Source organism: Nocardia sp. N2S4-5 (assembly GCF_044628355.1).
Taxonomy (GTDB): Bacteria; Actinomycetota; Actinomycetes; order Mycobacteriales; family Mycobacteriaceae; genus Nocardia; species Nocardia wallacei_B.
Genome location: NZ_JBIUPM010000001.1, coordinates 5,711,649 through 5,729,697 on the forward strand (window position 1 = coordinate 5,711,649; position 18,049 = coordinate 5,729,697).

The 18,049-nt window shown below is 69.5% G+C and carries 16 protein-coding genes; 8 read left to right on the forward strand and 8 right to left on the reverse strand.

The features are described 5' to 3' along the window. Window positions 1–84 precede the first annotated feature (84 nt). Window positions 85–2,316, reverse strand: a complete 2,232-nt coding sequence (locus tag ACFMRZ_RS26445; RefSeq protein WP_400181167.1) for a SulP family inorganic anion transporter — start codon at window positions 2,314–2,316, stop codon at window positions 85–87. Window positions 2,317–2,848: 532 nt separating this feature from the next. On the opposite strand from ACFMRZ_RS26445, the gene ACFMRZ_RS26450 reads away from it, so the two are divergent. Further along, the gene (locus ACFMRZ_RS26450) at window positions 2,849–3,847 is read left to right on the forward strand and encodes a M56 family metallopeptidase (RefSeq protein ID WP_400181168.1); all 999 of its coding nucleotides are present in this window, start codon (window positions 2,849–2,851) and stop codon (window positions 3,845–3,847) included. Between the two features lie 2 nt (window positions 3,848–3,849). On the opposite strand, the gene ACFMRZ_RS26455 is transcribed toward ACFMRZ_RS26450, so the two are convergent. The 3 genes from ACFMRZ_RS26455 to ACFMRZ_RS26465 form a co-directional block, all read right to left on the reverse strand. Continuing rightward, window positions 3,850–4,218, reverse strand: a complete 369-nt coding sequence (locus ACFMRZ_RS26455) for a BlaI/MecI/CopY family transcriptional regulator (protein ID WP_400181169.1) — start codon at window positions 4,216–4,218, stop codon at window positions 3,850–3,852. 198 nt (window positions 4,219–4,416) lie between these two features. Continuing rightward, window positions 4,417–5,046: a TetR/AcrR family transcriptional regulator gene (locus ACFMRZ_RS26460; protein ID WP_280272007.1), complete on the reverse strand. Its 630-nt coding sequence runs from the start codon at window positions 5,044–5,046 to the stop codon at window positions 4,417–4,419. After that, complete coding sequence (locus ACFMRZ_RS26465) at window positions 5,046–5,393, reverse strand: SPW repeat protein (protein ID WP_400181170.1); 348 nt, start codon at window positions 5,391–5,393, stop codon at window positions 5,046–5,048. The genes ACFMRZ_RS26460 and ACFMRZ_RS26465 overlap by 1 nt, the downstream gene beginning before the upstream one ends. Before the next feature lie 207 nt (window positions 5,394–5,600). On the opposite strand from ACFMRZ_RS26465, the gene ACFMRZ_RS26470 reads away from it, so the two are divergent. From ACFMRZ_RS26470 to ACFMRZ_RS26480, 3 genes are all read left to right on the forward strand, one after another. Next, window positions 5,601–6,782, forward strand: a complete 1,182-nt coding sequence (locus ACFMRZ_RS26470; RefSeq protein WP_400181171.1) for an NAD(P)/FAD-dependent oxidoreductase — start codon at window positions 5,601–5,603, stop codon at window positions 6,780–6,782. A gap of 204 nt (window positions 6,783–6,986) precedes the next feature. Next, the gene (locus ACFMRZ_RS26475) at window positions 6,987–7,769 is read left to right on the forward strand and encodes a glutamate racemase (RefSeq protein WP_400181172.1); all 783 of its coding nucleotides are present in this window, start codon (window positions 6,987–6,989) and stop codon (window positions 7,767–7,769) included. Further along, window positions 7,766–8,509, forward strand: a complete 744-nt coding sequence (locus ACFMRZ_RS26480; protein ID WP_400181173.1) for a DNA alkylation repair protein — start codon at window positions 7,766–7,768, stop codon at window positions 8,507–8,509. Before ACFMRZ_RS26475 ends, ACFMRZ_RS26480 begins: the two co-directional genes overlap by 4 nt. Window positions 8,510–8,522: 13 nt before the next feature. Here ACFMRZ_RS26480 and ACFMRZ_RS26485 read toward each other — a convergent pair whose 3' ends face one another. Further along, window positions 8,523–9,578: a ferredoxin--NADP reductase gene (locus tag ACFMRZ_RS26485; RefSeq protein ID WP_280272002.1), complete on the reverse strand. Its 1,056-nt coding sequence runs from the start codon at window positions 9,576–9,578 to the stop codon at window positions 8,523–8,525. Window positions 9,579–9,633: 55 nt separating this feature from the next. Next, entirely contained in the window at window positions 9,634–10,272 is a 639-nt protein-coding gene (gene mftR2, locus ACFMRZ_RS26490) for a mycofactocin system transcriptional regulator MftR2 (protein WP_400181174.1), read from the reverse strand. Between the two features lie 397 nt (window positions 10,273–10,669). On the opposite strand from mftR2, the gene mftF reads away from it, so the two are divergent. The 3 genes from mftF (at window position 10,670) to ACFMRZ_RS26505 (ending at window position 14,431) form a co-directional block, all read left to right on the forward strand. Continuing rightward, entirely contained in the window at window positions 10,670–12,067 is a 1,398-nt protein-coding gene (gene mftF / locus ACFMRZ_RS26495; protein WP_280272000.1) for a mycofactocin biosynthesis glycosyltransferase MftF, read from the forward strand. Window positions 12,068–12,181: 114 nt separating this feature from the next. Next, entirely contained in the window at window positions 12,182–13,411 is a 1,230-nt protein-coding gene (locus ACFMRZ_RS26500) for a GAF domain-containing protein (protein WP_400181175.1), read from the forward strand. Window positions 13,412–13,723: 312 nt separating this feature from the next. Continuing rightward, complete coding sequence (locus ACFMRZ_RS26505; RefSeq protein WP_280364195.1) at window positions 13,724–14,431, forward strand: NUDIX domain-containing protein; 708 nt, start codon at window positions 13,724–13,726, stop codon at window positions 14,429–14,431. Between the two features lie 6 nt (window positions 14,432–14,437). Here ACFMRZ_RS26505 and ACFMRZ_RS26510 read toward each other — a convergent pair whose 3' ends face one another. Both ACFMRZ_RS26510 and ACFMRZ_RS26515 read right to left on the reverse strand, forming a co-directional pair. Then, window positions 14,438–15,694 (reverse strand): TetR/AcrR family transcriptional regulator, encoded by a 1,257-nt coding sequence (locus tag ACFMRZ_RS26510; protein WP_400182976.1) that lies wholly within the window; start codon window positions 15,692–15,694, stop codon window positions 14,438–14,440. A 108-nt stretch (window positions 15,695–15,802) separates the two neighbouring features. Next, entirely contained in the window at window positions 15,803–16,561 is a 759-nt protein-coding gene (locus ACFMRZ_RS26515) for a hypothetical protein (RefSeq protein ID WP_400181176.1), read from the reverse strand. A gap of 241 nt (window positions 16,562–16,802) precedes the next feature. Here ACFMRZ_RS26515 and ACFMRZ_RS26520 point away from each other — a divergent pair, with 241 nt between their 5' ends. Then, on the forward strand, window positions 16,803–18,005 hold the full coding sequence (locus ACFMRZ_RS26520; protein WP_400177378.1) for an IS110 family transposase: 1,203 nt from the start codon (window positions 16,803–16,805) through the stop codon (window positions 18,003–18,005). The last annotated feature ends 44 nt before the right edge of the window (window positions 18,006–18,049 follow it).

Consider the following 18,049-nt stretch of genomic DNA (forward strand, 5'->3'; position numbering starts at 1 on the left):
TTGGTATTCAAGTGCGAATCGTGCGGAAGCAAGCGCGGACACGCCGACGGCCGAGGCCCGGATTTTCGGTGGCGGAGAAGTGTTTCAGCTGGTCGATTGATCCGATCGGTGATCGGTATCGACGATCTCACCGATGGTGTCGGTGGTGATCTCGATGACCCGCGCGGTGCCGATGTCGAAGAACAACCCCGACACCGTGAGACCGTGCTCGGCCATGGCCCGGCTGACGATCGGATGGGCCCGCAGGGTCTGCAACTGCACCGCGACGTTCACCATGCTCAGCTGCGCGACCTCGTCGTAGCCGGCGGCCGCGGCGGCGACGGCCACCGGCGGCGCGGCGCGGAACCGGGCCAGGCTCGGCAGGGCGTGCGCGAGCCACTCCTCGAGCCCGGGGGCGGTCGGGGTGCCGTCCAGCACGGCCCGCATGGCCCCGCACGAGGAATGCCCGCACACGACGATATTGCGGACGTGCAGATTCTCGACGGCGAAGGCGAGCGCGGCCTCGAACGAGGTATCGGAACCGTCGGCGGGGATGAGCGCCCCGACATTGCGCACGGTGAACAGGTCGCCGGGTCCGCTGTTGGTGATCACATTGGGCACGATCCGGGAATCGGCGCAGGTCAGGAACAGCGAGTGCGGATTGTCCTGCCGGTCGCGCATCCCGTCCAGGTGCGGCCGCACCACATGCGCATTGCCCCGGTGATAAGCGGCGACGCCGGTGTTGATGACATTGCCGGTGCGTTCGCGCCAGGGTCCGAGGGCGCCGTCGAGCAGGCCGCGAGCGCGCCCGCGCTGCGGCGGGCCGTTCAGTACGTGCGCCATCCGGGCGGTGCCGATCTCGGCGAATTGGACCGTGCCGCCGGTGTTTTCGTGTTGGCGGGCCCAGTCGTGGATGGCTTCGTAGGAGGCGTGGTCGAGGAAGTCGACGGTGAGTTCGACCAGCACGTCGGTGCCGGTGGGGACCTTGGCGAGTTCCTTGGTCAGTTTCGGCAGCGCGAGGAAGGTGCAGGTGCCGTCGACACTGACGATCCACCGGTCGGTCCCGGTGACCGGCGCGGCGTGCACCGATACCTTCACCACCCGCCACAGCAACAGCACGAACGCCAGCGCCAGCCCGATCAACACCCCCTCGAGCAGGTTCAACAACACCACCGCGGCCATGGTGACCGCATACACCGCCAGATCCCCGGTACGCCGCGCGAGCCGGATATGGGCCAGCTTCACCAACTGGATCCCGACCACGATCAACAACCCCGCCAACGCCGATTTCGGGATCTGCTGCACCACCCCGACCAGCGCGATGGAGAACACCAGAATCCACACCCCGTGCAACCACGCCGACGCCCGCGACCGCGCTCCCGCCGCGACGTTGGTGGAACTACGCACGATCACCCCGGTCACCGGCAACCCACCCAGCAGCCCCGAGGTCACGTTCGCCGCGCCCTGCGCCATCAACTCCCGATCGAAGTTGGTGCGTTCACCGGTATGCAGCTTGTCCACCGCCACCGCCGACAACAACGACTCGACGCTGGCGATCAACGCGATCGTCAGCACCGCCAGCACGATCGCACCCCACTCCCCGGACGGCAGGCCGGGTAGCCCGATCGCGTCGAACAACGACCCGTCGATCACGATCCGCACCGGCTCCCCCGGCAACACCAGCGACAACACCGTACCGATCAGCACCGCCACCAACGGGCCGGGAACGATCCGCACCCGCGCCGGCACCCACCGCCACGCCACGATGATCCCGATCACGATCAACCCGACCACCACATCCGCACCATGCAAATGCAGCAACTGCGACGGCAACTCGGTCAGGTTCTCCCACGCCGAACTACGTGACGCCCCGCCCAGCAGCACATGCACCTGCTGCAACGCGATCGTCACCCCGATCCCGGCCAGCATCGCGTGCACCACCACCGGCGCGATCGCCAACGCCGCCCGCGCGATCCGCGACAACCCGAACACCACCTGCAGCAACCCCGCCGCCACCGTGATGAAACACGTTGTCTTCCACCCGAACTGATGAATGGTCTCCGCGACCACCACCGTCAACCCCGCGGCCGGACCGGACACCTGCAACGGCGACCCACCCACGAACCCGACCACGATCCCACCCACCGCGGCCGCGATCAACCCCGCCGCGATCGGCGCATCCGACGCGATAGCGATACCCAGCGACAACGGCAGGGCCACCAAAAACACCACGATCGACGCAGGCAGATCATGGCGAGAAACAGAAGACAAACGATCGGACCACGATCTCTCCGGCGCGGCGTCCGATCTGGAGGTCGTATCGGTGTCGGTGGACATGTTTCTCCTTCACCGGGGCGGCCACGACCGCGCGTTCTCGCAGCACGTGGCGCGACCACCGCCACCGCGCGCTCCGGCGGATAGCCTGTGGGCTCCGGCATTTCGGATCGCTCGGGTGAGTCCGATGAGGGGCCAGACCCACCCGACCGACCACAACGCCGCCGACAAAGGGCGGCGTTTCCACGCCGTGTGCCGGCACGACGCGAAACCTACTGCCTACGTACGTAGACAGTAGTAGCATGCTTGTCCGGGTTCGTGCAATCCGTTTGACCCACAGCGATTTCCATGGGTGGGAAGGGTTTCCGGGAGGCGGCGAGGCCGATCGCCCGCGGAGTGCGCGGTAGCCGATCGGTGACAGATCAAGCGTATGTGGATCGCCTGAGGTAAGGCTCCCCAACAATGGGTGCGACTACGATACAGGTACGTACATGGCGCATTGCGATCGGGTTGACACGAGATTGCGCTCCGGCTCCGCCCTCGACAGGAAGTCCACCCCATGAGTCTCGCGGTGTGCTTGGTGCTCTGCGGTTCCGTGACAGCACTTCTCGCTCCGGCGCTGCTCGCGCGCACCGTCGGTGCCGAACGCGGCCCGCGCCTCGGGCTGTTCGCGTGGATGGGCGTCATCGGCGCGGTGACGGCGGCGTGGGCGGCCGCGCTCGTCCTGGTGATCGTCGACGCGCTGCGCGATCTGACCCGGCCGGGCTGCCCGAGCCTCGGCGACACCTGCGTCACCCGGCTGCACGACACCGTGGTGGGCGGCTACGGCGCCGCGGTCGAGGGCGCGCTGCTGCTCGTCGGTGTGGTCGCGACGATCACCGCGATGGTCACGGCGGGCCGCCTGGTGCGAATGCTGGTGCGGGCGCGCCGGATTACTCACGAACACGCCCGGATGGTGCGAATCGCCGGACGGTACAACGCTTTCCTCGACGCGGTGGTGCTGGACGTCGCCGAGCCCGCCGCGTACTGCGTGGCAGGCCGGGAGGGCACGGTCGTCGTCACCCGCGGCACCGTCGCGGCCCTGGACGAGGACCATCTCGCGGCCGTGCTCGCGCACGAGCGCGCACACCTCGCCGGGCGGCACCATCTGCTGCTGGGCACGACCCGCGGGCTGGCTACCGTGTTCCCGCGCATCCGGCTGTTCACCCGCGGCGCGGTCGAGGTGGCCCGCCTGGTGGAGATGTGCGCCGACGACGCGGCGGCCCGGATTCACGGACCGCGCACCGTGATTCGCGCGCTGCTCGCCCTGTCCGGCGTGGCGGCCGACGCGGCGGGCCCGATCGAGGCGACCGGCTCGTGGCTACCGGACCGGGTGGACCACTTGGTGCTCGCGGCCTGCGCCGTCCCGCTCGCCCGCGATCCGCTGCGGCGGCCGGCGCTCTCGGCCGCCACGATCGGTTCGGCGGTCGCGACCGTGCTCGCCGCGGCGAGTATCGCGGTGTGCGCGCCCGAGCAGGTGTCGCCGGCACACGCGCCGCGCCCGTTGTCGGCCCGGGGCGCGCACATCCCGGCGGTACCGACGCTCTCGCGCTGAGGTCACTCGCACGTGCGGCGCTTACACAGCGCCGCATGCAGGCTGTCGGTTTCTTCGGCACTGATGTCGTCGACGAAATGCGCGAGCACCAGCTCGGCCCGGCCGCCGCGACCGAGCGCCTCGCGCATCAACCGGGCGCTGTACTGCTCGCGTGTCAGCACCGCGCGGTAGCGATAGGCCCGCCCCGCGCGCTCGCGTTCCAACCAGCCTTTGCGGTGCAGATTGTCCATGGTGGACATGACCGTGGTGTAGGCGATGCTGCGTTCTCCGGACAATTCCTCGAACACCTCACGCACCGTTGTCGGCGCCGCGCGCCGCCAGACGCGGTCCATCACCACGGCCTCCAGGTCTCCGAAACCCCGTGCGTCCACGGCCGTTCTCCCTCATCGTCACGGCTCGGTCGCAGCTGTCGCGTGCCGATGCCGGATGCGGTGTCGCCGGCACGACGGTCCGCATCCGTAGCGCGTGCCGGCGGATCGCCACGGCACGTGTCTACGTAGGGGTGAGCGTAATTCATCGGCGGCGTGGGCAATACCCGAATCCGGTCCGGCGGCCACCGGTCGCCGGGATCAGCCGAGCTGGGTCATGCCCGCCGCGACGACCTGGGAGAGATCGAGGATCTCGTCGGTGGTCGGCAGGGTGAGGCCGTCGAGGGCATGCAGGCGGTCGGTGGTGGTGATGGCCAGCACCCCCGAGACCCAGGCGGCGGCGCAGGCGCGCAGCGTGCCGGGCCGTACCGGGGCGGGTGCGCTGGCCTGGAGCACACGGGCGGTGACCTCGAGCAGCTGATCTCGAATGCGCCGCAACTGTTTTCGGACATCGGGGTGGGTGTCGGCCTCGCGCCACATGATTACGCGGAGGACGGAGGAGTGATGGTCGCGCAGGTTCAGCGCGGCGTCGAGGTTCACCAGGCTCGTCGCGGGATCGCCCGGGGTGACGACGGTTTCGATGTCGGTGAGCGGATGCGCGGGCACTCGTTCGGCCATCAGCGCCGACAGGATCGAATTCTTGGTGGGGAAGTAGTAGAAGACCAAGCCCTTCGGGACGCCCGCCGACGTGGCGATGGCCGCCGTCGCGGTCGCGTCGAATCCCTGTGCCGCGAAAAGGTTTTCGGCGGCGTCCAGGATGAGCTGCCGGGCGTCGCCGTCGACCTTGCCGCGCCGGCGACGCCCCGCTCGATGGGGTTTGGGCATGTGCATCAGTGAGCAGTATGCAGGCGCGCCGTCACTCGCGGAAGCGCCGCCACCGCGACGACGACGGTCAGCACACCGACGATCCACGCGGTCCATGAGGCGCCACTGAATGCGTCGTAGTTCATCACCCACGGGGAGAGGAACAGCAGGACGCCGAGCGCGCCCATCGCGTAGTCCAGTTCGGACATCGCCGGGCGGGCCAGCTGTGCCAGACCGGTGAGGGCGATCAGCACGCCGAGGACGATCAGCGTCCACATCGCCCGATCGCTGGTGTCCACCCACATGGGTGACAGCGCGGTGAAGGCGCCGAGCACGACGGCTACGAAATCCTGCGCGCGACTTTCGCTGAACATGGTTGCCTCCTCGAGGACTGGAAATATGTTCACCTCTCGGTATAGACCTGATTGACCGCCCGATCAATAGCCGGCGGGGCAAGATTGTGCAGCGGTTTTCGGTGTGGCGGTCGTCACCCCGATGGAAATTAGAACACGTTCTAGAATATGGTCGGTTATCGTGTTCTCCGTTTCAGTGACCATGACTTCCGACCCGGGGGAGATGCGATGAGCGACCGGCCCATTGTTGTTGTCGGAGCGGGTCTGGCCGGACTGCGCGCCGCGGAGGAACTGCGCCGCGGCGGCTACTCCGGCAGGCTGATCCTGATCGGTGACGAGGCGCGGTTGCCGTACGACCGGCCGCCGCTGTCCAAGCAGTTCGTGCGCGGGGAGACCGACGACACCACGCTGCGGCCCGCCGAGTTCTTCGCGGAGAAGGACATCGAATTGCGTCTGGACGCCGCGGCGACGGGAGTGGACACCGCCGCGCGGCAGGTCCGGCTCGCCGACGGCGATGTGATCGAGTACGACCAGCTGATCATCGCGACGGGCTTGCGCCCCAAGCGCATTCCCGGGCTGCCCGAGGTGTCCGGCGTCCATGTGCTGCGCCGCCACGACGATGCCGTCGCGCTGCGCGACGAGCTGGCCCGCGCGTCCCGCGCCGTGGTGGTGGGCGCCGGTTTCATCGGCTGCGAGGTGACGGCCAGCCTGCGCGCCCGCGGGGTGGACGTGGTGCTGGTGGAGCCGCAGCCGCAGCCGCTGGCCGCGTCGCTGGGGGCGGAGGTCGGCGGGCTGGTCGGCCGGTTGCACCGGGCCGAGGGCGTCGATCTGCGCTGCGGTACGGGGATGGATTCGCTTGTGGTCGAGGGTGATTCGGTTGCGGGAGTGCGGCTGTCGGACGGGACCGAGGTGGCGGCCGAACTGGTGGTGATCGGCGTCGGCTCGGTGCCGGTGACCGACTGGCTGGCCGATTCCGGTATCCCCCTCGCCGAGCCCGCGGCCGGTGGCGGCGTGCTCGCCGACGAGGTGGGCCGCACCACGATCGACGGCGTGTGGGCGATCGGCGACGTGGCCGCGTGGCGGCACGAGGCCGGCGGGCACAAGCGGGTCGAACACTGGACCAACGCCGGTGAACAGGCCCAGCTGCTGACCTCCGCGCTCCTGGGCGCCGAGCCGCCCTCCACCGCCCGGGTCCCCTACGTCTGGAGCGACCAGTACGACCTGAAGATCCAGGTCCTGGGCACCCCCGCGACCGCCGACGAGGTCCGAATCATCGAAGACGACGGCCGCAAATTCGTCGCCCACTACTTCGCCGCCGGCACCCTCACCGCAGTCGTCGGCGCAGGCAAGACGGGCGCGGTAATGAAAATGCGCGCCCAACTGGCTGCCGCAACCAGCCCCGTCTCCTGACCGCCCGCCGCGCCCGCCCGTCCCCGTGGGCTCGCTGATCAGAGCGTGCGCCCGATTCGTGGCGGCGGCCGGTCTGATGGTGTGGTGGCCCGCTGCGCTCCGCTCGTGCGGTCGTGCCGGTGGCCCGGTGTCCTGACCGGCCACCGCGCCTGGGCGGGGATGGGTGCGTGTGGCGGGGTGGGTGGGCGCTAATAAGGTTGCGGTGTGATCGTCGCGCTCATCGATTCCGGACTGGGGATGTTGCCCACGGGGGCGTGGCTGCGGAAATTGCGGCCCGATCTGGATCTGCTGCTGCAGACCGATCCCGACGGTGCGCCGTGGGGGCCGAAGCCGGAACCGTGGGTGGTGGACCGGGTGCTGCAGGCGGCGCGGCGGGCGCTGGGGCTGGGGGCCGAGGTAATCGTGCTGCCGTGCAATACGGCCAGCGTGACGGCGCTCGAGCACGTGCGGGCGGAGGTGGGGCCGGAGGTTCCGGTGGTCGGGACCGTGCCCGCGATCAAGCCCGCCGCCGCGGCCTGTCGCCGGGTGGCGGTGTGGGCCACGGCCGCGACCACCGCCAGTCGGTATCAGGCCGACCTGATCGCGCGCTTCGGTGGTGACGCCGAGGTGACGGGAGTCGCCTGCCACGGCCTCGCCGACGCCATCGACCGCGGCGACCTGACGGGCATCGAACAGGCCATCGCGCAGGCCGCCGACCGCACCCCGCCCGAGACCGAGGGCGTGGTGCTCGGCTGCACCCACTACCCGCTCGTGCTGGACGCGATCGTGGCCGCCCTGCCCGCCGGTGTGCGACTGTTCGACAGCGCGGAAGCCGTTGCCGCCCAAACCCTTCGGCGCATGGACGCACTCGGCCGCCCGACCGCCGGCACCGGCGCCGTCACGGTGCTGAACAGCGGCCGCCCCGGCACGTTGCCCGCCGCCGCGGCCGCCTACGAGTCCGGGCGGCTGCTGGGGGCCCGCGAGCCGGTACAGCGAGCGGTCCCGTGAGCGAACCCGCGCCCACCGCCGCGGCGGTGCGGGAGGCGTTGGCGGAAATCGCCGATCCCGCGGACGCGATCCATCTGCAGCGGTTCTTCAAGACCGGGCCCGGCGAGTACGGCGAGGGCGACGTATTTCTCGGGGTGCGCGTCCCCCGGACCCGCGCCGTGGCGAAACGCTTCGCGCTGCTGCCGCTCTCGGAAATAGACGAGCTGCTGAACAGCCCCGTACACGAGCACCGACTGGCCGGGCTGGTCCTGCTCAACAACGCCATGGCCAAGGCGATGAAGCCGCGCACCTACGATCTCGCCGCACAGGAGCGGATCGTCGACCGCTACCTCTCGGCCGTGCGCCGCGGACGCGTGAACAACTGGGATCTGGTCGACATCTCCGCCGAGAACATCCTCGGCCCGTGGCTGCTCGATCGCCCCCGCGACCTGCTATTCGAACTGGCACAGCGGAATTCGCTGTGGGAACCGCGAGTAGCCCTCCTGACCACCTTCACATTCATCAGGGCCGGAGACGCCACAACGACTTTCGAGCTGTGCGAAATCCTGCTCCCGGACCGCCGCGACCTGATCCAGAAAGCCGTCGGCTGGATGCTGCGCGAGATCGGTAAGCGCATCGATCGCAAACTGCTGACCGATTTCCTGGATCGCCACGCCGCCGAAATGGGCCGCACCGCATTGGGTTACGCCACGGAACATCTCGACGCCGAAGCGCGACAGGCATATCGGTCGATGCGCTGACCCCGATCGGAATTCAGAACTGAATCTTCAGGTGGTCGGTCACCGGATGCGCCTGGCAGCCAAGGATATACCCGGCCTCGATATCCTCCGGATCGAGAATCTCGGAGTTGTCCATCTCGACCTTCCCCTCGAGCACGGTGCAGGCACAAGACCCGCACTCACCCTCCTGGCACGAGTACGGAACATCAATTCCCTTGGACAACATGATGTCCACCAGCGTCTGCCGCCGCGGCCACGACAGATTGTGCACCTCCCCGTCCAATTCCACCTCGACGGTAGCGGCGTCGGCCTGTTCCTCGTCGCTCAATTCGGCCGGTGCGGTGTCGGCGAACGGATCGCCCGCCAGTGAATTGAAGATCTCGGCGTGTGTGCGGTTGCGTGGCACCTCGAGCTGGGCCAGCGCGTCGTGCACCCGGTCCATGAACGCCTTCGGCCCGCACATGAACGCGCGCCGCTCGGTGTAGGGCGCGGCCACGGCGGCCAGCGCGTCCACGCTCGGCAGCCCCTGCAGCGTCTCCAGCCAGTGCACGACGACCAGCCGCTGCGGATTCTTGTCCGCGAGTTCGCGCAGTTCGTCGGCGAAGATCACCGATCCGGCGTCGCGATTGGCGTAGACGAGGACGAGGCGCCCGTTGCCGCGCGCCAGCGCCGACTTCAGGATGGACATCACCGGTGTGATGCCGCTACCGGCGGCGAACAGCAGCAGATCCTCGTCGAGGTCCTTGGGCGTGAAGACGCCCGACGGCGGCAGCACTTCGAGTTCGTCACCGGCGCGCACGTTGTCGCACACCCAGTTCGAGGCGTAGCCGTCGACGGTGCGCTTCACCGTGACCTTCGGCCGATCGTCGGTGTAGGGCGAACTGGCCAGCGAGTAGCAGCGCGCCACCGAGCCGGTGCGGTCGCTCGGGATGCGCAGGGTGAGGAACTGGCCGGGCTGGTAGGCGAACCGTTCGCGCAGTTCCTCGGGCACGTCGAACACCAGCGAACAGGCATCGCCCGTCTCGGCGATCACCGCGGAGACCCGCAGCACGGCCGAACGCGAGCTGTGCGGTACGTCGACAGTGGTCATGATGTCCTCTCGAGCCGGGCAGTCCGAGCCGCCGAAACTAGAACGTGTTCTAATTTCATCGTACGTGGCCATCCCGCTGCCGGACAAGCTGGGCCTCCAGACCCGCGATCAACACCTCCATGCCGAAGTCGTAGGTGTACTTCCCGCGCAGGTCACCCATGTATTGCAGGACGCGCGAGACGGCGTCGGGCAGGTGGTTGTCGGTCAGGGCGGAGCGATCGCGGGGGTTTACCCGGGCGCGCCCGAACAGGTAGGTGTGAATGGTGGCGTACGCGGCCAGCACATTGCGATCGTCGAACCCCGCGTCGAACAGGATCTCCATTATCGAGGCGATGAGATCGAGCTGTTTGCCGAGCATCTGCTCGATGAGGACGTCGCCCAGACCCGGATGCTTGCGCAATTTCTCATCGATCTGATCGATGAGGTCGCGCAGCCGGTGCTGCCACGGCCCGGCCTCGGGCGGTGGTTTCCGGACTCCGGTCAGTGCGGCGGTGGCGACGAGATCGAGTAGCTCGCGTTTGTCGGCGACGTAGTAATAGGGAGCCATCGGGGAGACGCCGAGTTCGCGCGAGAGCCGGCGCATGGACAGCTTCTCCACGCCGTCCTCGCGCACCACGCGCAGCGCCGCCTCGACGATCTCCGATTCCGACAGCGTTTGGTTCGGGCCGCCCCCGGTTCCTCCGTGATTACGCAAGCCGCCGCCTCCGGGCCTGACACTCGCGGCGCATCACCGTGCCGCCCCGGCTCGTCTGCATCCGTCCGACTCCCAGCTGCCATTCGTTCCACCTGCTGTTTCCCTCCGCAGTGTAGAGCGCGTGCGCGGCGACGGGTTCGTGTGTGCGCGGCCCGCGGGCGTGGCGCACCGCGGCGGTCGCAACACTGCGTTAGCCAAAGGTGAACTACATAGTGGCCGAAGGTGTTCTGCGTCACCGCGACTGTTCGATTGCCAACTGATTGCCAGCAACCAACTCGAATAGCCACCCGGGTATCCGCCCGACGCGGCGCGCGGTGTGGCGGTATTCCTATCGAATTCGATCCGTTTTTTTCGACACGGGCTGCCCGGATGGCCCTCAGCGCATAGCATTCCTGGAATGCGCCATGATCGACTGCCCGACGGGTTCGGGGTTCGAATCGATCCTCGGGTGCGCACCTACTCCGGTGGGCGGTTCCTGGTCGGTGGTTCGCCGACGAGGTTGCTGCGACTTGCGCCGGAGGCGGCCGCCCTGATCGGTGACGGGTATCTGGAGGTGACAGACCCGAAGTCGGCGGTGGTTGCCAGACGGCTGCTCGATTCCGGTGTGGCCAATCCGCGTCCGCGGCTGCTGCCCTCGCCCGAGGACGTCACCGTCGTGATCCCGCACTGCAACGACGCCGCCGGGCTGGAACGGCTGCTGGGAGCGTTGCGTGGGCACAGCGTGGTGGTGGTCGACGATGGCTCCGACCGTCCGGTACGCATTCCGCCGACCCGCGGCCGCTGCCGCGTGACGGTGCTGCGGCACGATCGCCGGCACGGTCCCGCCGCGGCGCGCAATGCCGGGCTGCAAGCCGCCACAACCGAATTCGTGGCGTTCCTGGACTCCGACGTGGTCCCCAAGGCCGGGTGGCTCGAGGTGATGCTGGGTCACTTCAGCGACCCGGAGGTGGCGCTGGTGGCGCCCCGCATCGTGGCGCGCGAGCCGGACACCACCGTGCTGGGCCGCTACGAGCAGACCCGTTCGACACTGGACCACGGACGGCGGGAGGCGGCGGTCACCTCGCGCGGCGCGGTGTCGTACGTGCCGGGCGCGGCGCTGCTGGTGCGGCGGCGAGCGCTGCTGCACGAGGGCGGCTTCGACGAGGAGATGCGCTCGGCGGCCGACATCGACCTGTGCTGGCGGCTGGAGCAGGCGGGCTGGCGGCTGCGGTACGAACCGGCGGCGCACGTGGCCTGCGACCATCCGGCGTCGTTCGGAAAGTGGTTCGGGGGCAAGGTGTCCCACGGGGCGAGCGCGGCGCCGCTGGCGCGCCGGCACACCGGGGTGGTGGCGCCGCTGTCGGTGCCGTTCTGGTCGGTGGTGGCGACGGCCCTGCTGGCGACGGCCTCGCGGTGGGGTGTGCTGGGCGGGCTGGCGACGCTGGTGGCGGCGCTGGTGCGGCTGCGGCGGGTCTTCGCCGAGCTGGACAACCCGACCCGGGTGGCGGCGATCCAGTTGGCGCGCGGCTTCTCCGGCGGCGTGTGGCGGATCGTGTCCGCGCTGTGCCGGCACTACTGGCCCGTCACCGTGCTGGCGATGGTCGTCTCCCGGCGCATCCGGCGCATCGCCGTCACGCTGGCGGTGGCCGACGGGCTGGCCGACTGGTTCACCCATCGGGATACCGGCGGCCTGGACCCGGTGCGCTACCTGGTCTGCAAGCGGCTCGACGATCTCGCCTACGGCACCGGATTGTGGTGGGGCGCGGCCCGAGTGCGTAACGTCACCGCCCTGCGCCCGGCCGTCCCGCCGCACTGACGACCGCACCGACCGCCGGTGCTCGCCGGAAATCCGACCGGCCCGTTCGGGCTGCCGACGCCGCCCGATACCGGAATGATGAGCCCAATGGTCGGCGATCTCGGAGGCGGTGTGGTGACGCGCGAGACGGGGCCGCGACTCGACGAGCTGGAAAGCCATGCGACGCAGGCGCATCGTCACCTCGCGGCGGGACGCGCCGAGTGGGGCCGGTTGCCCGGACTGCTGCGGCCGGTGTTGCTGGACTCCTGGCTGCGCTCGCTGCGCGCCGGACTCGACCCGGCGAGCGGTCCGGACCGGCGCGGTCTGCGCGGCGCCGAGTTGTTCCGGTGCCGCGACGGCCATCCCCTCGCCACGGTGCTGCCCCTGGTCGACAAGCTGCTGCTGCGGGATGGCGCCGGCGCCGGGCTGGTGGTCGTCGTCGCGGATCGGCACGGCCGGGTGCTGTGGACGCTGGGCGCGCCGAATCGCGTTGCCGCCCTGGCCGAATCGGGGCTGCGCGAAGGTGACGATCTCGGCGAGCGCCGCGCGGGCGCCAATGCCGTGGCGCTGGCGGTACGCACCGGACGGGCGGCGTGGGTGCACGGTCCCGAGCACTTCCTGCGCAGGATGGGTGCGGTGACCGGAGCGGCCGCACCCGTGCGCGCTCCGGGCGGGCGGCTGATCGGCGTGCTGATGCTCGCCGGCGGCCCCCGGGTGGCGCGGCCGGAACTCTCGGCGCTGGTGCGCGCCGCCGCGACCGCCGCGGAACTGGAACTGGAGCTGGCGGCATACCGGCGGCATCGGCCCGCACCGGATTCGTGTGGTGCGGCGGCGGATTCGACCGATGCCCGGTTGCGGCTCGAGGTGCTCGGACGCGGACAGCCGCTGCTGACCGTGTCCGGCGAGCGGATCGCCGTGTCGCAACGGCACGCGGAAATCCTGCTGCTGCTGGCCGAACGGCCCGAAGGGTTGTCCGCCGACCACCTGGCCCTGCTGCTCGACGAGACCGACCTCGACAACACCACCATCCGGGCGGCGATGTCGCGGTTGCGCGCGGTGACCGGACCGGACATCCTCGACTCGCGTCCGTACCGGCTGCGGGGCTGCGTCGCAACGGATGTGGCGGCCTTGCAGAGCGCCCTGGACGCCGCCGACGTATCCGCCGCCGTGCGGCTACGCCGGGCCGGTGCTGCCGCGCTCCACCGCGCCGGGCATCCTCGATCTCCGCGACGAGGTGCGGCGTCGATTGCGCGCCGCGGTACTCGATTCCGGCGATCCGGACGTGCTCGGGCACTGGACCGCGCGCGCCGACGGGCGCGACGATGTCGCGGCGTGGTGCGCCTATCGCGCTGTGGTGGAGCGTGATTGCGAGCTGTACACGCAGGTGGAGGCCAAAATCCGGCTGCTGGAACGACGGACGGCCACCGACCCGATACTGGCGCGCGACGCGGGCGACTAGCCACTGCGCCGGATTTGTCGTCCCGGGCAGGTACCCTGAACACCGGAGTGGCCCAGTTCGACCTTCAAGTAGGCCCTCCGAGGCTTCGTCGGTGCCGGTCCCGGGGAAGGTCCGGCACCGACGGGCCACCACTCCCGGGATCCCCCATTCCCTCGCGCACTCCTTGCCGCCATTCGATCGCACTGCTTATCGTCATTCTGACGAATACAATCGCGGCCATGGGCAATGCTTTTCGCCTCAATGCCGCGGTGGGGGTGGATCTGGTCGTGCTGACCCTCGGCGCCCGGCGGTCGACCAACGACACGCTGTGCGCACTGCTGATCCAGCGGCTGTTCGCGCCCTATCGCGGAAGGTGGGCGCTGCCCGGCGGATTCGTGCAGCAGGACGAGAGCCTGTCGGCGGCGGCGGTGCGAGTGTTGCGGGAGGAGACGGGAATCCGGGCCGACCGCCTGCATCTCGAGCAACTGGCGACCTACGGCGAACCCGGGCGCGACCCGCGCGGTCGGGTGATCAGCACCGCCTATCTCGCGCTGGTGCCGAATCTGCCCGCGCCGCAGGCCGGTCCGGACGCGTCGGCGGCGGCCATCTGGTCGGTGGAGGAACTGCTGGTGGAGCGGGGGCGGGTGGCCTTCGACCATCGCCGGATCCTGACCGACGGCGTGGAGCGGGCGCGCGCCAAACTCGAGTACACGCCACTGGCGACGGCGTTCTGCGCGCGCGAATTCACGGTCGCCGAGCTGCGCCGGGTATACGAGGTGGTGTGGGGGACCAGCATCGATCCCCGCAATTTCCACCGGAAGGTCACCAGCACACCGGGTTTCGTGGAGCCGACCGGACGCACCACCGTGGGCGGCGGCCGCCCGGCCCAGCTGTTCCGGGCCGGGCCCGCCCGAGTGCTGCACCCGCCGATGTTGCGGCCCAGCTGATCTCGCCTACTGCGACAGCGGCCGCCCGAACACGATCACTTCCATCAGGCTGCTCACCCGGTCGGGCGGGCAGATGTGCGCGTCGTTGCCGAAGACCCGGCCCAGGTCGACCACGAGACCGAAGGCCGCCTGCACCAGGATGCGCGCCTGCGCCTCGGACAGCTCGGGACGCACCTCGACCAGCAGCTTCACCCACTCGGCGACGATGAGCCGCTGGATGTTACGCAGCATCGTCCGCTCCTCGACCGCCACGTGACCGAACTCCGCGTAGTACACGAAGGTCAGCTCGCGCTCGGCGAATGAACCGGCGACGTACAGGTCGATCAGCTTGGACAGCGCCTCGGCGGGCGTCGGCGAGGCCGCCACCGCCGGGCCGATCGCCCCCGACATCCGATCGGCGGCACGCCGGAAGGCCGCGGCCAGCAGATCGCTCTTGCTGCGGTAGTAGCGATAGACCGCCGAGGCCGCCGACAGATCGGCCGCCATCGCGATGTCCTCGACGCTGACATTCGGGTAGCCGCGCTCGTGGAACAGTTCGACGGCCTTCTTCAACAGCAGTTCGTGCTTGAACGACTGCGGAATCTCCACCGCGCGCGGCGGCCGCGGCGGCGCTTCCGCGGTCGGGAGGTCGGCGCGGATCAGCGACCACGCCGCCGAATTCAGCACGGCCGTCATGGCTTTCACCGGGAGCGTGGCGTGATGGTCGCCGATGCTGCTGATCACGCTGAACACCGCCACCGCGCGCACCAGGCGATCGCGCCGGGACAGTTCGGGCCGCAGTTCGCCGATCAGATCGCGCAGGGTGGTGAGGGCGGCGGCGAACTGGTCGTCGAGTGTCCGGCGATCGTCGTCCTCGAGGTAGCGCCGCTCCCAGCGGACCAGCGCGACCGTCGGCCGGTTGGCGATGGTGTCGGCGATGATCGCGTCGACCACCTGGTCGAGCCGCTGCTCGGCCGGCCGGCCCGCGGTCTCCTCGGGCAGCGTGACCGCCGCGACGGTGGCCGCGCCCAGCCGCAGGAGTTCCTCGCGGAACAGCGCGTACTTGCTCGGGTAGTGCCGATAGAGCGCGGCGGAGGAGATGCCGAGCTTGGTGGCGATGTCCTCCATGCTGACGCCGTGGTAGCCCAGCGAACCGAAGGCGGCGGCCGAGGTCGCCGCGATCTGCGCCCGGCGGTTCTTCGGCCGCCGCCGGATCACGCGCTCCTCCGGTTTTGTTGTCGCCTGTTCTGCGTGGTGCGCGGTGCCGCGCTGTCCTCGGCTCACGGTTCTGGCCTGTCTCTCTGGTGCGGCGCGGGATATCGGCGCGGTCGGCATGCCGCGGCATCCCTCGACGTTCATGGACGCCATGGTAGCTACCAGGCGATTTATCATTCACGGCCGCGGCGGCGCCAACGGAGTGTCGATCTTGTTCACCAGCCAGCGGTCACCGCTTTTCTCCAGTCGCATGACGACCGACAGCTGGCCCTTCTCCGGCTGTCCCTTGGTGCCGAGACTGGTGATCGTCTGTCCCATCACGACCAGCGCCTCGGCGGAGGTCTCGTCCGCGCTGCGGATGGCGCACTGGACGTCGTCGGTCTTGGCCACCACCTCGCCCTTCACCAGGACGTCACCGAGGTCGCGGCTGGTGGTCTCGAACTGCTTGCGCCAATCTCCGGTGGCGCCGTCGAGCACCGCCTGCACATAGTGGTCCAGATTCTTCGCGTCGTAGGTCGACAGCACCGGCCCGTACCCGCAGGCGGCCTGCCGGGCCTGCTCCTGCGCGCTCAGCAGGTCCTGCTTGTGCTCGTTCTGTACATAGAAGTAGATGCTCCCGGCCACTGCGGCACCGAGCACCACGGCGACGGCGGATCGGATGGCGGCCCGCCCGGCGCGGCCCGGAACGGGCGGGCGGAGCCTGCGCAGTCGATAGGACATGCTCGCGGTCGCGGGCGGTCCAGTGCCTGCCCCGGATTCCGATGCGGCGGTAGGGGAGTCGGTCCCCGCACTCACGGTGGCCGCGTCCGTGTCGGCGTTCGATTCCGCAGTGGTGGAGTCGGTCTCGGGGCTCGGGTTCGCGGCGGTGGAGTCCGCGGTGCCCGTGTCGGATTCCGCTGCGGGGGAAGGTGTTCGGTTGTCGGGGTTGTCGCTCATGGGTTCCTTACCTTTCTTCGTAGGTGGCCGAGCCCGCATCCAGTGGGTGTCGAATCACCTGGGAGTGGCGGGTATGGCTTTCATGTTTTTGCTGAGGTTCATGGCCGAGGAGGATTGGCCGCCCGCCGCTCCACGACGACCCGACTGCTGATTGAGAAACGCGAACCGATCGCTGTGTAAGGACACGACAGCGTGGTCGTCGGCCATCCGAACAACCAGTGCGAACCTGATGGAGGTGGTTGTGCCGCAACAACTGTGGGTGGGAATCGACGCGGGAAAGACGGCGCATCACTGCGTGGTGATCGACACCGACGGCACACGACGGTTCTCGCGGCGGGTCGGCAACGACGAGACCGAGCTGACCGGGTTGATCGACCAGGTCACGACACTGGCCGACGGCGCGGACCCGACGTGGGCGATCGACCTCAACCACGGCGGCGCGGCCCTGTTGATCACGTTGCTGCTGACTCGGGACCAGCGGCTGCTCTACATCCCCGGCCGGGTCGTGCACCACGCCGCCGGCAGCTACCGGGGCAACGGCAAGACCGACGCCAAGGACGCCGCGATCATCGCCGACCAAGCCCGCATGCGCCGTGACCTGCAACCGTTGCGTGCCGGTGACGAGATCGCGGTCGAGCTGCGCATCCTCACCGCGCACCGCACCGACCTGTCGTGCGACCGAACCCGGGCGATCAACCGGCTGCGCGCTGCTCTGGGCGAGTATTTCCCCGCGCTGGAACGCGCTTTCGACTACAGCAAGTCCCGCGCCGCGCTCATCCTGCTCACCGGCTACAACACCCCCGACGGACTGCGTGGGCTCGGCCGTGACGCACTGACGCAGTGGCTGCGAGACCACAAGGCCCGCAACGCAGCCACGGTCGCGGCCACCGCTGTCGCCGCTGCCGATGCCCAGCACACGCGAGTGCCCGGACAGCAGGTCGCCGCGGCCATGGTGGCGCGGCTGGCGAAGGAGGTGATGCGGCTCGATGACGAGATCGGTGACACCGAAACCGTGATCGAGCAGCGATTTCGCCGCCACCGCCACGCCCGGATCATCCTGAGCATGCCCGGCTTCGGGATCCTGCTCGGCGCGGAGTTCCTCGCCGCCACCGGCGGCGACATGGCCGTGTTCGCCAGCGCCGACCGGCTCGCCGGCGTCGCCGGCCTGGCACCAGTGCCCCGCGATTCCGGGCAGGTCAGCGGCAACCTCAAACGCCCCCGCCGCTACGACCGCCGCCTGCTGCGCGCATGCTTCCTGGCCGCCATGGTCGCCACCCGGCACGACCCAGCCTCGCGCGCCTACTACAACCGGAAGAAGACCGAAGGCAAACGCCACGTCCAAGCCGTGCTCGCACTGGCCCGCCGACGCCTCAACGTGCTGTGGGCAATGCTGCGAACCGGAACCCTCTACCAAGCCCCCGCACCGGCGACAGCCACCGCCTGACCACATCAGCGGTCCCCACACCACTTCGAGTCACTTGACAACTT

Excerpts from the sequence above, each read along its gene's own strand:
- ACFMRZ_RS26445 (WP_400181167.1), bottom strand. The coding sequence starts at position 2,316 with ATGTCCACCGACACCGATACGACCTCCAGATCGGACGCCGCGCCGGAG.
- ACFMRZ_RS26460 (WP_280272007.1), bottom strand. The coding sequence starts at position 5,046 with ATGCACATGCCCAAACCCCATCGAGCGGGGCGTCGCCGGCGCGGCAAG.
- ACFMRZ_RS26465 (WP_400181170.1), bottom strand. The coding sequence starts at position 5,393 with ATGTTCAGCGAAAGTCGCGCGCAGGATTTCGTAGCCGTCGTGCTCGGC.
- ACFMRZ_RS26470 (WP_400181171.1), top strand. The coding sequence starts at position 5,601 with ATGAGCGACCGGCCCATTGTTGTTGTCGGAGCGGGTCTGGCCGGACTG.
- ACFMRZ_RS26485 (WP_280272002.1), bottom strand. The coding sequence starts at position 9,578 with ATGACCACTGTCGACGTACCGCACAGCTCGCGTTCGGCCGTGCTGCGG.
- mftF (WP_280272000.1), top strand. The coding sequence starts at position 10,670 with ATGCGCCATGATCGACTGCCCGACGGGTTCGGGGTTCGAATCGATCCT.
- ACFMRZ_RS26505 (WP_280364195.1), top strand. The coding sequence starts at position 13,724 with ATGGGCAATGCTTTTCGCCTCAATGCCGCGGTGGGGGTGGATCTGGTC.
- ACFMRZ_RS26515 (WP_400181176.1), bottom strand. The coding sequence starts at position 16,561 with ATGAGCGACAACCCCGACAACCGAACACCTTCCCCCGCAGCGGAATCC.